Below are 14,179 nucleotides of genomic sequence, written 5' to 3' on the forward strand. Positions count from 1 at the left end.
GGGCAGATATACGGTCCGCGAGGTCGGCCGGAAGTGGCCGAGGGTTCCCCGCGCGGCGCGTCCGCGCCCGCGGGGGGAGGAAGTGGGTACGKGTAGGGACCAGTGAAGATCCTCCAGGTAGTTCTTTGCCGCCGCGGCCACGACCTCGGCGCCCGGTCCGGTGAAGGACGCACACGATGACCTTGTATGCCGCCTACGGCAGCAACCTCGACCCGGCTCAGATGAAGGAACGCGCACCCCACGCCCCCGTCATCGGGACCGGCTGGATCCGCAACTGGCGGCTCACCTTCGGCGGCGAGGACGTCGGCTGGGAAGGCGCGCTGGCCACCATCGTCGAGTCACCCGGCTCCCGGGTGTACGTGATGCTCTACGACGTCGCCAAGCGCGACCTCAGGCAGCTCGACGTCTGGGAGGGTGTGGACGCCGGCCTCTACACCCGCATCCGCGTGCGGATCTTCACCCTGGACGGCGAGACGCTGGCCTGGACGTACGTGCTGGACGCCTACGAGGGCGGGCTGCCGTCCAAACGGTACGTGGCCATCATGGCCGACGCGGCCGAGCGGGCCGGCGCGCCGTCCGACTACGTGGCCGATCTGCGCAACCGCCCCACCGCCTGACGCCCCGGTCACGCTCTCCGTCGCGTGGCCTCTGCCGGTGCCGGCGGTCCACACGCCACGTTGCGGCCCGCCCCCGGCCCGCCCCGGGCCGCCATCGCGGCGGCAGCTCCAGCTGCCTCCCGCCCGCGGTCTTAGCTGCTCTCACCGACGCCAGGCCCGCAACCGAGTCCTCGGGGCTGGACAGCCTGCCCTCGCGTGGCCAGCTCGTCCCCCAGCACGCCGAGGATCCGGACGAGATCGGCCTGGTCCCGCTCGGACAGCACGTCGAACAGCGCCGACGCCCGCTCGACATGCTCCTGCCCGACGCGGTCCACCACCTGTTCACCCTTGCTGGTCAGGGTGATGAGTATCGCCCGGCGGTCGCGCGGGTGCCGGGTACGGCGGACCAGACCGTCGTGCTCGAGGGTGTCCACGAGCCCGGTCACGGCCCGGGCCGTGGTGCCGAGGTCCTGAACGAGATCGCGCATGATGGGCGGCCGCGGATGGTGGCGCAGCGCCGACAGCAGCCGGACGCCGGCCGGGCTGAGACCACCGAGCCCTACGGACGCGTGTAGATAGCGCACCCAGGCAGGGCCGAAACGGGCAAATGCATAGAAAACCCGCTCCCGCAAAGGCATCGTGATGTCACGGTCAGCGTTCACCGCAGGCGTGTCACCCATAAGACAAACCATTACTGGGTTCACAATCGACAGTGGTACCGTTGCGGAGGTCAGTATGCAGGAGCACAGATCATCTTAACGAGTGAGGGGACGCCGATGTCGGCGCTCGCGCGCTGGTGCCTCCGGCACCGCCGGCTTGTGATCTCTTTCTGGATCGCAGCCTTCCTGGTGGGAGGCGCCACCGCCGGTATCACAGCCGACCGGCTGACCTTCGACTTCTCGCTGCCCGGCCAGCCCGGCTACGAGACGGCCAAGAAGGTCCTCGCCATCTACCATACGGATGACCAGGGCGCACCGATCATCCTGTCGCTGTCGGCCCAGCCCGGCGGGCAGGCCACCGACCAGCAGGTGACGACCGCGTTCGCCGCGGTCAAGAAAGACGTGCCCGGCATTCGGGTCATCGGCAGAGCGGAAACCGGCGACGACATCTTCGTCACCGACGACGGCCGCGCCCAGTTCGCATACGCCTTCTACCCGCGGCAGACCAGTTTCACCTCCGAGACCGCGGAGGCGCTGAAGAAGTCGCTCGCCGCGCACTCCCCGGCCGGGCTCACCGGCACCGTCACCGGTCTGGACGAGCTCGCGACCAACGGCGCCAACGACTCCGGCCCGGGGGTGCTGGTCGAAACCCTGCTCGCCGGGCTCGGCGCGCTGGCCGTCCTCGCCTTCGTCTTCGCCTCGCTGCTCGCGCTGCTACCGCTGCTCATCGCCGCGGTGGCGATCCTGTCGACCTTTCTCGTCCTGCTGGGACTGACCGTCTTCGTGGACGTGTCGTTCCTGGTGCAGTTCCTCGTATCCCTGATCGGCCTCGGTGTCGCCATCGACTACTCGCTGCTGATCGTCACCCGTTGGCGGGAGGAACGCGCGCACGGCCGGGACAACCACGACGCCGTGGTGGCCTCGATGCAGTTCGCCGGTCACGCCGTGGTGTTCAGCGGCCTGACCGTGGCCATCGGCCTGGTCGCGATGGTCGTCATCCCGGTGCCCTTCCTGCGCTCCATCGGCTACGGCGGCATGCTCATCCCACTGATCAGCGTGGCGGTCACGACCACTCTGCTGCCCGCCCTGCTCGGCGGCATCGGCCCGCGGGTCGACTGGYCGCGTGTCCGGCACGAGAACACCGCGAGCCGGTTCTGGACGAGATGGGCCTCGCTGGTGGTGCGCCGCCGCTGGATCGCCGCCGGCGTCGGTATCGCCATCCTCACCGCGCTGATCATCCCCTTCTTCGGGATCCAGATCGGCACGGCGCAGTCCGGGTCGCTGGCCAAGAACGGCCCCGCCTACGAGGCGATAAAGCTCCTCGAGGACGGCGGCGCCCCGAAGGGCGTCCTCACCCCGGCCGAGATCCTGGTCCAGTCATCCGCGGCGGACGACGTGGCGCAACGTGTCCGGGCCGTGGACGGCGTGGTCACCGCGACCCTTCCGAGCGGTACCGACGCAAACCGGGACGGCACCTCGCTGATCATTGCTGTGYCGGACAGGGAGACCGCGGGCGGCAGCAGCATCGACCCGATCCGCAACATTCGCTCCGCGCTRCACGACGTGCCCGGCGTCATCGGTGTGACCGGGATAGGCGCGTTGCAGCTGGACTACCTGCACGGCGTCTACGGGGTGTTCCCCTGGGCCCTGGCTCTGATCGTCATCGTCACCTACATCCTGCTGGTGCGGGCCTTCCGCTCGCTGCTGCTGCCCCTGAAGGCGGTGGTGCTCAACCTCGTCTCGCTGGGGGCGACGTTCGGGGGCGTGGTGCTGTTCTGGCAGCACGGCTAYGGCTCCGAGGAGATCTACGGCATCGAGGCCACCGGCGCCATCACCTTCTGGCTGCCGCTGATGGTCTTCGCGTTCCTCTTCGGCCTGTCCATGGACTACGAGGTGTTCATCCTCGCCCGCATCCGTGAGGAGTACGACGCCCGCGGCGACACCCACGCCGCCGTCATCGAAGGCGTCGGCCGCACTGGGCGGCTGGTCACGTCGGCCGCCCTGATCCTGTTCCTGTCGTTCCTGTCACTGTCGAGCGGGCCGCAGACCGACATCAAACTGTTCGCGACCGCGCTCGGCTTCGGCATCCTGCTGGACGCGACGGTCGTCCGGATGCTCCTGGTGCCGGCACTGGTCTCCCTGTTCGGCAGCTGGAACTGGTACCTGCCGGACGGGGTCGCGAAGCTGCTGCGGATCGAGACGTCGCACGCACGGCCGGCCGTTCCGGAACCTCGCTCCCGGCCCGAGGCCGACCTCGAGGTGCCCAGCCCCCGGTAGACCCGATGCTCCAGGTAGACCCGCCCGCGGGGCCCTGGCTTACGGCCAGGGCCCCGTCGTCTCGGTTTTTCGACGGCTGCTCGCCGTCACTCCCCGGCCGCGGCGGCCGACGCGAGATCGACCGCGGTGGTCGCCAGCAGTCGGACGCCGATACCGATGGCCTTCTCGTCCACGTCGAACCGGCCCTGATGAAGGTCGTAGACGGGGCCGTCGGGGCTGCGGGTACCCAGCCGCGCGAGCGCTCCCGGCACCCGCTGGAGATACCAGGCGAAGTCCTCACCGCCCAGGGACTGGCCGGTGGGCGCGACGGCGTGCTCACCGATCGCCGCCACGGTCGCCCGGCGAAGCACCTCGGTGATGTCCACAGAGTTGATCACAGGTGGGATGTCCTGCCGGTGCTCGATCGTCGCGGTGGCGCCGAACGGCGCCACGAGCTGCGCGACCAGCCGTTCGACCATCGCCGGGGCCCGTTTCCAGATCTCTTCGTCGAAGAGCCGCAGCGTGCCCCGCAGCAGGCCGTCACGGGGAATGGCGTTCGGGACGCTGCCCGCCTCGATCTGCCCCCAGACCAGGCACGCCGCCGCCCGGGGATCGACCGTTCGCGACAGCGCCGCGGGCAGCCCCGTCACCACCTGCGCCAACGTGTACACCAGATCCACGGTGTTCTGCGGACGCGAGGTGTGCCCGCCAGGGCCCTGCAACCGGACCTCGATGTAGTCCGTCGCGGCCGTGATCGGGCCGCCGCGGATACCCACCCGCCCGACTTCGAGCGCCGGGTCGCAGTGGACGGCTATCGCCGTGGACACCGAATCCAGCACACCCTCACGGATCAGCTCGAGCGCGCCGCCGGGCATGACCTCCTCCGCGGGCTGGAACACCAGTCGGATGGTGCCAGGCAGCGGGTAACGCTCGTCGAACGCCGCCAGTGCCCTGCCGACCCCGAGCACGATCGCGCTGTGGACGTCGTGCCCGCAGGCATGGCTCACCCCTGACACGCAGGAGGAATAGGGGAGGTCTTTTTCGTCCTGCAACGGCAGCGCGTCGATGTCCGCACGGACCATGACAACCGGGCCGGAACCGGTACCGACATCGCACCACAGGCCGGTGCCCGAGGACATCACCCGCGGCTTAAGACCGGAACTGTTCAGTGATTCCGCAATCAGTTCGGTCGTCCGCAGCTCCTGCCAGGCCAGCTCGGGATGCGCGTGGATGTCGCGGCGGACATCCACCAGATCTTTCTCATTTTCCGCAAGCCAGGCCGCGACGAAGTTCTCCACCTTCACCGCACGGCCACCTGCCTACTGCCCCCACCTTGGCTCACGAGCCATCGACACCGAAAAGCCTCGGCCCCCTGCAAGTCAGACCCCTACTCTCCCGATATCAAACGATCACCAAATGCTACTGCGCGACCTACTGTGCGACGAGACGCCCAGGCGGCTCGACAACCGCGGCGACGCGGCAACCGGAACACGACGGACGCCGACACACCATCCCCGGATTTCCGGCGGATCGACTCGCAATCCCCAGGGGACGCCGAGAGCCACACCACAAAATCGCACCGCCGCAGGTGAGAGCACCATCGCCGCTCACCCCCGTCAACCACGGTACTCCGCCCCCGCCGCGCCCCGGACGCGGCCGCCCGGCAACCCCCGCTGTCACCGTCGACCGCGCCCCCGGCTTCCCCACGTCACCCCGCGCGGGGAGCACCCTCGCGCTCCTCCGCGCCTTCGGATCCGTGGATCCGTGGATCCGCGGGTCTTCCGGTCCTGAAGGTCTTCGGAGTTCTCGGGATCCACGGGGACCGGAAAAGAAGCATGACCGTACACCCTTTGGCCAGCCAACGCACCGAAGCTGTCGCCCACGCCACCGGCAGCCATACCGCCAGCAGCTCCACCATCAGCGGACCCACGGCACGGGGCCATACCACCGAAAAGTCATACCGCAGGGAGCCATACCGGCCGTTCCCCGCTAAAGAGGCCGGCGGGACTTCATCTCCCGAAGAAGGACATCGACCACCGCGGAGAGATCCCCGTCGGCCCGTTGCGCCGCCGCACGCTGGCGATCGCAGCTCGAGCCGACCTGAAGAACGTGCAGGACGTCGGTGAGCTCGTCGACGCATTCCAGCCGCCGCGCGACGGGCAGCAGATCGTCGACGAGAGCGGCGATCTCGTCCCGGACACGACGGGTGGTGCCCCGCTCGTCGAGCAGGATCTCGGCGTCCAGACCGTACCGGGCGGCCCGCCACTTGTTCTCCTGCACCACCCAGCGCTGCGGTGTCGGCAGCTGGTAGCCCTGGTCGAGCCGGSTGTTCATCCGGTCGACCAGGCACTGGGTCAGCGCGGCGATCGCCCCGACCTCCAGCAGGGTCGGCAGACCGTCACAGATACGCAGCTCCACCGTGCCGAAGTCCGGGTGTGGCCGGACGTCCCACCACACCTCACGGATGGTCTCCACCGTCCCGGACGACACCAGCGTCCCCATGAACCGCTCGAACTGCTCCCAGTCCGACAGAAGGTACGGCAGGCCGGCGGTGGGCAGGCTCTCGAACACCTTCGAGCGCGACGACGCCAGCCCCGTGTCCAGACCCAGCCAGAACGGCGAGGACGCCGACAACGCGAGGAAATGCGGGATGTAGCCGACGAGTGCGTTCACAACGGGAATCGCCCTGTCCTGCGCGGGAACACCGACATGTACGTGCACGCCGAAAATCAGCAGGCGTCGGGCGACCCACTGCATGCGTTCCAGGATGGAGYGGTAGCGCGGATCGGGGCTGATCTGCTGGTCCGCATAGCTGGTGATCGGGTGGGTACCGCTGCACATCAGGGCAAGCCCGCGCGACGCGGCCAGATCCTCGATGAGACCGACGGTCACGGCCAGGTCGGCCTTGGCGTCGGCGACCGTGTCGCAGACCCCGGTGACAACCTCGATGACCGACTCGAACAACTCGTGTTTGGCACGCTGTTCGGCATGTTCACCGATCTTGGCCTGATACTCGTCGAGGATGGCTGTCGCCGCCCCGCGAAGCTGACGGGTACGACGGTCGACCAACGCCAACTCCCACTCGACACCGAGACTGGACGTCGGTGACGGCGAGAACGGTATCTGCATTCCCGGGCCTCCTGTCGTATCCGGCGCGTGATCCACGACCAACCCGCCCGAAGCCGAACCAGCCGGCCCCGATGCCCGTCCGGGGCGGATTCACCGGTCATACCCACGACACGACGCGTGATGCGGCCAGGTAACCGTAAAACGGCCGGGACGCCGCCGGAGGCGGTTTCACCCGGTCGTGCCTGCCAGGTAGGGGAATTCGCGTGCGGTGGCAGGTGAAGGTGGCAGGCGTTTACGCTGTCGGTAGTACCCGGATGCCCAGCTCACGCACCTGCCGGGCGTCGATCGGGGTCGGTGCGCCGGTCATCGGGTCGAGTCCGGACTGGGTTTTCGGGAAGGCGATGACCTCGCGGATGTTGTCCTCGCCGGCCAGGATCGCCACCAGCCGGTCGATACCGACGGCGAAACCGCCGTGCGGCGGGGCCCCGTAGGAGAACGGCGTCAGGAAGAAACCGAACCGGCGGTCGGCCTCCTCCGCCGAGATCCCCAGGGTGGCGAAGATGCGCTGCTGCAGGTCGGGCTCGTGGATCCGGATAGATCCCGAGCCGAGCTCCCAGCCGTTGAGCACCAGGTCGTAGGCACGGCTGCGCACGGCCAGCGGCTCGGTCTCGAGCTTGTCGAGGTCGTCGGGATGCGGCCGGGTGAAGGGGTGGTGGCCGGGCTTGGGCCGCCCGGTCTGCGGGTCGACCCCGACGAACAGCGGGAAGTCGGTGACCCAGACGAAACGGAACTCGCCCTCGCCGGCCGGCGGGCGGCCGAGGTCGTTACGGAGCTGGCCGAGCACCTCGCAGACCGTCGCCCACTCGTCGGCGACCAGCAGCAGCAGGTCGCCGTCCTCACCGCCGGTCGCCTTCACGATCCCGGCCAGCTCGGCGGCGGAGAGGAACTTCGCCACCGGTGACTCCAGCGACCCGCCGGCACCGACCCGCATCCACACCAGGCCCTTCGCGCCAAGCTGCTTGGCCCGCTCGGTCAGCGCGTCCAGCGCCTTGCGGTTGTGGGTGGCCGAGCCGCCCGGCACCCGGATGCCCTTCACCGACGGCGCCCCCGCGAACGCCTGGAAGCCGCTGCCCGTGAAGACCCCGGTCAGCTCGACGAGCTCCAGGCCGAAACGCAGGTCGGGCTTGTCCACGCCGAAACGGTCCATGGCCTCGTGCCAGGTGATCCGCTCGATCGGCGCGACCGGCCCGCCGGTGACGGCCCGTGCGGCGGCCAGCACGGCAGCGGAGATCACCTCCAGGACGTCGTCCTGGTCGACGAAGCTCATCTCGATGTCGAGCTGGGTGAACTCGTACTGCCGGTCGGCGCGCAGGTCCTCGTCACGCAGGCAGCGGGCGAACTGGAAGTAACGGTCGGCGCCGCCGACCATCAGCAGCTGCTTGAACAGCTGCGGGGACTGCGGCAGCGCGTAAAAGCTGCCCGGGAACTGCCGGGACGGCACGACGAACTCCCGCGCCCCCTCCGGCGTGGAGGGCATCAGCAGCGGCGTCTCGACCTCGACGAACTCCCGCGGTACCAGCTCCGAGCGCAGCGCGGCCAGCACCGCCGAGCGGGTGCGCAGGTTGCGCTGCATGTGCTCGCGGCGCAGGTCCAGATAGCGGTAGGTGAGCCGGGTCGCCTCGTCGACCGAGTCCGCCCGCTCGTCGATCGGGAACGGCGGCGGCAGCGCCGCGGAGAGGACCGTCACCGTGCAGTCGTGCAGCTCGATCTCGCCGGTGGCCAGGTTGGGGTTCGTCGTCCCCTCGGGCCGGGCCGCCACCGTCGCGGTGACGGCGACGACGTACTCGGAGCGGACGTCGACGGAGCCGTCCACCACGCACTGCACCTGGCCGGAGTGATCCCGCAGGTCGACGAACATCAGCGACTGACCATGCTGGCGGCGGCGGGCCACCCAGCCGCATACCGTAACCGTCGCACCGATGTGCTCCGTGCGCAGCGCACCGCACAGGTGTGACCGCATCGCCGTCTTCATCGACCGTTCCGCCCGTTCGCTGTAGTTCCTGGGCCTGCCGTGGCTGCTTCAGGTGCCCGCGCACGCCCGTATCACGACGCCCGTACCGCGACCGACCTTACCGGCCGCCGGCGCCATGACCGAGCGAACATTCACGCCCACCGCCCGCCACCGCGGCGAATCCGCACCGTCCCGGATCCGTCGGGGCACCGCCACGATCAAGCATCCCAGCGGCCGACCGCCCACACGGCGCACGGCCACCCGCCCACGTACCGGCGTCCATTTCACCACGACCCATCCGGCCAGATGACCACGCAGTAGGCATCCAGATGCCCACGGTTCCTGCGGCCAACTGTCCACAGACCATGCGACCAGATGACCACAATCATAGCGTCCAACTGTCCACGATCATGACGGCTAGATGACCATAATGGTGCTGTGAACGCACCTGGTGCGCTGGTCAGGCGCAAGGCGGAAGCACTCATCGTGGAGGCACTGGGAGACACCAGAGTCGTCGCGATCAACGRTGCGCGGCAGGCCGGCAAGAGCACCCTCGCCCGGCTGGCGGCGTCCGCTACCGCCAACCCACTGATCCGCTTGCTCGACGACCCCGCCACACTGCGCGCCGCACACGACGACCCGACGAGCTTCATCGATCATGACGGGCTWCTGGTCATCGACGAGGTCCAGCTCGCCCCCGAACTGTTCCGCGTGATCAAGGTAGCGGTGGACACCGACCCCCGGCCCGGCCGCTTCCTCCTGACCGGCTCCGCCCAGATCCTCGCCCTACGCGACCTTCCGGACGCGCTTCCCGGACGTATCGAGACCATCGAACTGTGGCCGTTCTCGCAGGGCGAGATCGATGGGACGCCCGACCGCTTCGTCGACGCGGCCTTCACCCACGGCCCCGAACTCAGGCGCAGCTCACCGCTGCGGCGTCGCGACTACCTGGAACGCATCGTCCGCGGCGGCTACCCCGAAGCGGTGCGGCGCTCACCCCGCCGCCGGGCGGCGTTCTTCGACTCCTACCTGTCCACCCTCATCGCCCGGGACGTCACCGAACTGTCCGCCATCCAGCGCCGCGGCGAACTGCACCAACTGCTCGCCCTGCTCGCGAGCCGGTCCGGCGGGCTGCTGGTACCCAGCGCGCTCGCGTCGCAGTCCGGCATCCCCAGAACCACTCTCAACCGCTACCTGGACCTGCTGTCCGCGGTCTTTCTCATCAAGCTGGTTCCGGCCTGGTCCACCGGCCACACCCACCGGGCGGTCGGCACACCGAAGCTGACATACGTGGACAGCGGCATAGCCTGCCATCTGCTGGGGCAGGACGCGGCCCGGCTCGGGGAACCCGACGGCACCGCCGGCCCGATGGTCGAGAACTTCGTCCGCACCGAACTCGCCCGCCAACTCAGTTGGAACGAGCAGCCCGCCCGCCTCTACCACTACCGGACAAAGGACAAGGTCGAGGTGGACGCGCTGCTGGAGACCCCTGACGGCCGTGTCGTCGGGATCGAGGTCAAAGCCGGCGCCACCGTCCGCACCGAGGACCTCGCCGGCCTGCGCCACCTCGCGAACCTGCTCGGCCCACGCTTCGTAGCCGGCTACGTCCTCTACACCGGCCAACAAACCCTGCCCTTCGGCGACCGCCTCCGCGCCCTCCCTCTCGACGCCCTGTGGAACCTGACCCCCTGATGACCCACCTGGCCCCGCGAGTCCGGTGAGGTCGTTCTCGCGGGTCGGGCGGGAGTGGGCCGGTGAACGGCGCACGTTCCGCTTCCTCAGCCAGYCCGGATGCACAGCCAGACGTCGCCCGTGGTGGTGCCCGCCGTAGAGTGATCGCATGACGGCAGGTCGGCTTGCGGCGGTGACGGTCGAGGGGTACACCTCGATCCGCTCGACGCGGGTCCGGCTGGGCAGGCTGAACGTCCTGATCGGCCCGAACGGGGCGGGCAAGAGCAACTTCGTCTCCGCGCTGGAGCTGCTGGGGCGAATCGTCGACGAGGACCTGCAACTGTTCGTCGGGCTGCGCGGCGGTGCCGGAGCGCTGCTGCACGGCGGCCCGCGGGCCGGCGCGTCGGGGATCACGGTCCGGGTGGAGGCACCGCCACACTCCTACCTGGCACGGCTGGTCCCCAGCGCACGCGATGAGCTGGTCTTCGAGGCGGAGGAGATCTCCGGGCCGGCCGGGACGGTGCTGCTGGGCCGCGGGCACGGGAGACGCTGCTGCACCGGAAGACCGGCGGCCRGGCCGAACAGGCGACGGCAGGCCGGGTGGCGGAGATCCTGGACGGCTGCCGGGTGTACCACTTCCACGACACCAGCCGAACCGCGCCGGTGAAACGGTTCGCCGACCCGGCGGACAACCTCATCCTCGCCCCCGACGCGGGAAACCTGGCGGCCTACCTGCTACGCCTGGCAACCGAGGACACCCCGGCCTACCGGCGGATCGTGCGGGCTGTCGGGCAGGTCGCGCCGTTCTTCCGGGACTTCGTGCTGGTGGGGGAACACGCCGGTGTCCGGCTGCGCTGGCGGCAGACCGGCACGGACGGGGCCTTCGGCCCCGAGTCGCTGTCCGACGGCACCCTGCGCTTCATCTGCCTGACCACGCTGCTGCTGCGTCCCGACCCACAGCCGCTGATCATCCTGGATGAGCCGGAACTCGGCCTGCACCCGTTCGCCCTGGTCCAGCTCGCCGGCATGCTGCGCTCCGCCAGCCAGACCAGCCAGATCGTCGTGGCCACCCAGTCCGTCCCGCTCGTCGACCACGTCGACCTCGGCGACCTCGGCGACCTCGGCGACCTCGGCGACCTCGGCGACATCGGCGACATCGGCGACCGCGCGGATGGCGCCTCCGCCTTCCGCCGCCCCGACCCGGCCAATCTCGCGGCCTGGCTGGACGACTACTCGCTGGGCGAGCTGTGGCAGAAGAACATCCTCGGCGGCGCCAAGCCTGGGGAATCCTGTTCGCGATCGCTTCGTGTCGGGCGTCCGCGGAGATGAGTGGGTCAGGTTGCGCGGGGCGTCCAGCCGGTAGCGTCGGCCCATGCCTCCGCCCGGGTTGTGATCTCGGTGATGAGTGCGCTCTTTGCGTCCGCGTAGGCGTTCATGTCCGGCCAGTCGTGGTAGGCGAGGTCGCGTTTGAGCATCTCATAGGCGGTGCGGTCCGCGGTGTTGTGGCGTAGCCAGTCCCGGAACAGCAGGTGCCGTCGTTCCCAGCCGCTGCTGGTGGAGCAGATGTGCGCGTGGACGTCGAGGTCGGGTGTGCGGACCATGCGGTGTCCGGGTTCTCGGACCCGCAGGAGGTATCCGGCGTCGGTGAGCGGTGGGAGGTAGCGCTGTTCGTCCTCGATGTCGGGGACGCTGAGCTGGATGTCGATGATCGGCTTGGCTGCGAGTCCGCGTACCGAGGTGGAACCGACGTGGTCGACGCGCACGGCCGTGGCCCCCAGCGCTGTGAGGATTCGTCGCCGTTCCTGCTCGAATCTGGCCGGCCAGGCCGGAGAGTAGTCGACGATCGTGATCGTGCGGTGCTCGACGCCGCCGATGAGCTCCGCCATGGCCGTTATCCTCGTCGACCGATTAACCACATGGGAGATAGGCGGCAGGGTCCGTCATCTGTCTGACCAGTTTCAGATAACCGTCAGGTCAGACGCCGCTTGCGTAGCCGAGCGACCGGCAGATGAGCCGAGACAAGATCATCACCCTGATCGAAACCCTTGGTGACATGACAACCGCTCTTGCCGAGGCCGACTTGCCAGACAAAACCAAGGTATACCGTCACCTAAGCCTGGATGCACCGTCGTATATGCCTGTCTGGCGCCCGGTTTAAACGCGAAAGTGCCCTCTGAGCTGGGAGGATGGGAGTTCTCTACGCTTCCGTCCACCCGATCGAGAGGGCACTTCGCACGTGCGATTGTTGCATGTGGCCTCGAGGACCCACGTCCGGTTCGACGACCCTGACCTGATCGCCTGCGCGGGACTCGTCCCGGTGATGCGGCTGGGCGAACGCGCCGGCCTGCCCGAGCTGGTCACCGAGCACCTACGACCGGCCGACCCCAAGGGCGTCAACGCCCCGGCGAAGGTGGGGTGCCTGGTCGCTGGCATGCTTGCCGGCGCCGACTCCATCGAGGACATGGGACTGCTGCGCCACGGCGCGGTGGGCGACCTGTTCGGCGGAGTCCGCGCCCCTTCGACACTCGGGTCGTTCCTGCGGGCGTTGGACTGGGGCAACGTCCGCCAGCTGGGCAAGGTCAACCGGCTGCTGCTGGCGGGTCTGGCCGCCCAGGCGCCGTTGCTGTCTGGTGCCGACGTGCTGGCGTTCGTCGACGTCGACTCCTGCCAGCGGCGGGTCTACGGCCCGGCCAAGCAGGGCGCCGCGTTCGGCCACACCAAAATCGCAGGAAAATCGCTGCTGGTCCGCGGGCTGAACGCGCTGGTCGGCACACTGTCCACCCCGACCGCGGCACCGGTCGTTGCCGCCACACGGTTGCGCGGCGGCGACGCCGGCTCCGCCCGCGGCGCGGCGTCGTTCGTCGCCGAGACCGTCACCACCGCCCGCCAGACCGGCGCCACCGGAACTCTGGTCGTGCGGATGGACTCGGCGTTCTACTCCGGGGCGGTCGTGGCGGCCTGCCGCCGTGGCGGCGCCCACTTCTCCATCACCACCCCGCTCGACCGCAAGATCGCGCGGACGGTCGCCGCGATCGGCGACGATGCCTGGACACCGATCCGCTACCCCCGCGCGATCTGGGACGAACAGACCGGCCAGTGGATCTCGGACGCGCAGATCGCCGAGGTGCCCTACACCGCGTTCGCCTCCAGCCGAGCACACCGCACCGACGGCCGCCTCGTCGTACGCCGGGTCAAAGACCTCAACCGCAAGGCGGCGGCTGGCCAGGGGGAGCTGTTCACCGCCTGGCGCTACCACACGGTGTTCACCGACAGCCCGTTCACCCTGGCCCAGGCCGAAGGCCAGCACCGCGACCACGCGATCGTCGAACAGGTCCTCGCCGACATGATCGACGGCCCGTTGGCCCACCTACCCTCCGGAGTGTTCACCGCGAACGCCGCCTGGMTCGCGCTCGCCGGGATCACGCACAACCTGCTACGCGCCGCCGGCACCCTGACCTCGGTCTTCCACGCCCGCGCCCGCAGCGCCACCCTGCGCACCCATCTGGTCGACGTCCCGGCCCGGCTCGCCCGCCACGGCCGCGGACACATCACCCTGCACCTGCCCGAAGACTGGCACGCCGAATACCCCTTTACCGGCCTGTTCACCGCCACCCACCGGCCACCACCGGCCCGGGCCGCCTGAACCGGCGGCACACCCGCACCCCACGCCCTGACCGCACACCACCGGCCCCGCCGGCCATCCCCACCCCCGACCCCGGACCCCTGGACAAGCCGCCGAACCGTGAGCGGCAGGACAACCACACCCCGAAACCCAACATCATCAAAGCTTCGGGCAGCAACCTCCAGAAAGATCAGGAAGATGGGGAGTGTCTCGTGATCAGTGTTTCCGGCGGATTTGATCAGTAGGTCTCAGCGGACGGCCAGCGGTCACTAAACGTGATTGCCATCGCGTCGAT

11 protein-coding genes are annotated in these 14,179 nt (G+C 69.2%); 6 read left to right on the forward strand and 5 right to left on the reverse strand.

The features are described from left to right. The first annotated feature begins 176 nt into the window (after window positions 1-176). The gene (locus tag BL254_RS12245) at window positions 177-617 is read left to right on the forward strand and encodes a gamma-glutamylcyclotransferase (protein WP_047222346.1); all 441 of its coding nucleotides are present in this window, start codon (window positions 177-179) and stop codon (window positions 615-617) included. A gap of 131 nt (window positions 618-748) precedes the next feature. On the opposite strand, the gene BL254_RS12250 is transcribed toward BL254_RS12245, so the two are convergent. Then, a complete protein-coding gene (locus tag BL254_RS12250) occupies window positions 749-1,276 on the reverse strand; it encodes a MarR family winged helix-turn-helix transcriptional regulator (RefSeq protein ID WP_052914451.1) in 528 nt (175 codons plus the stop codon). Window positions 1,277-1,372: 96 nt separating this feature from the next. Here BL254_RS12250 and BL254_RS12255 point away from each other — a divergent pair, with 96 nt between their 5' ends. Continuing rightward, entirely contained in the window at window positions 1,373-3,532 is a 2,160-nt protein-coding gene (locus BL254_RS12255) for an MMPL family transporter (RefSeq protein WP_076843353.1), read from the forward strand. Window positions 3,533-3,618: 86 nt separating this feature from the next. Here BL254_RS12255 and BL254_RS12260 read toward each other — a convergent pair whose 3' ends face one another. The 3 genes from BL254_RS12260 to aspS all read right to left on the reverse strand — a co-directional run bounded on the left by BL254_RS12260 (window position 3,619) and on the right by aspS (window position 8,612). Next, window positions 3,619-4,815, reverse strand: coding sequence for an amidohydrolase (locus BL254_RS12260; RefSeq protein ID WP_047222348.1), 1,197 nt, complete (start codon window positions 4,813-4,815; stop codon window positions 3,619-3,621). A 685-nt stretch (window positions 4,816-5,500) separates the two neighbouring features. After that, window positions 5,501-6,640: a glutamate--cysteine ligase gene (locus BL254_RS12265; protein ID WP_076843354.1), complete on the reverse strand. Its 1,140-nt coding sequence runs from the start codon at window positions 6,638-6,640 to the stop codon at window positions 5,501-5,503. A 232-nt stretch (window positions 6,641-6,872) separates the two neighbouring features. Further along, window positions 6,873-8,612 carry an aspartate--tRNA ligase gene (gene aspS, locus BL254_RS12270; RefSeq protein ID WP_047222350.1) on the reverse strand — a complete coding sequence of 580 codons (1,740 nt, stop codon included), beginning with the start codon at window positions 8,610-8,612 and terminating at the stop codon, window positions 6,873-6,875. A gap of 417 nt (window positions 8,613-9,029) precedes the next feature. Here aspS and BL254_RS12275 point away from each other — a divergent pair, with 417 nt between their 5' ends. From BL254_RS12275 to BL254_RS27685, 3 genes are all read left to right on the forward strand, one after another. Next, window positions 9,030-10,283, forward strand: coding sequence for an ATP-binding protein (locus tag BL254_RS12275; RefSeq protein ID WP_217699272.1), 1,254 nt, complete (start codon window positions 9,030-9,032; stop codon window positions 10,281-10,283). Between the two features lie 148 nt (window positions 10,284-10,431). Further along, on the forward strand, window positions 10,432-10,929 hold the full coding sequence (locus BL254_RS27680; protein WP_217699273.1) for an AAA family ATPase: 498 nt from the start codon (window positions 10,432-10,434) through the stop codon (window positions 10,927-10,929). Then, window positions 10,863-11,591 (forward strand): AAA family ATPase, encoded by a 729-nt coding sequence (locus tag BL254_RS27685; RefSeq protein WP_217699274.1) that lies wholly within the window; start codon window positions 10,863-10,865, stop codon window positions 11,589-11,591. Before BL254_RS27680 ends, BL254_RS27685 begins: the two co-directional genes overlap by 67 nt. 5 nt (window positions 11,592-11,596) lie before the next feature. On the opposite strand, the gene BL254_RS12285 is transcribed toward BL254_RS27685, so the two are convergent. Next, window positions 11,597-12,148, reverse strand: a complete 552-nt coding sequence (locus BL254_RS12285; protein ID WP_047222351.1) for a GrpB family protein — start codon at window positions 12,146-12,148, stop codon at window positions 11,597-11,599. A 350-nt stretch (window positions 12,149-12,498) separates the two neighbouring features. On the opposite strand from BL254_RS12285, the gene BL254_RS12290 reads away from it, so the two are divergent. After that, complete coding sequence (locus BL254_RS12290) at window positions 12,499-13,905, forward strand: IS1380 family transposase (RefSeq protein WP_076843355.1); 1,407 nt, start codon at window positions 12,499-12,501, stop codon at window positions 13,903-13,905. Window positions 13,906-14,179: the final 274 nt, after the last annotated feature.

This window comes from Protofrankia sp. BMG5.30 (assembly GCF_001983005.1).
GTDB classification, from domain to species: Bacteria; Actinomycetota; Actinomycetes; order Frankiales; family Frankiaceae; genus Protofrankia; species Protofrankia coriariae.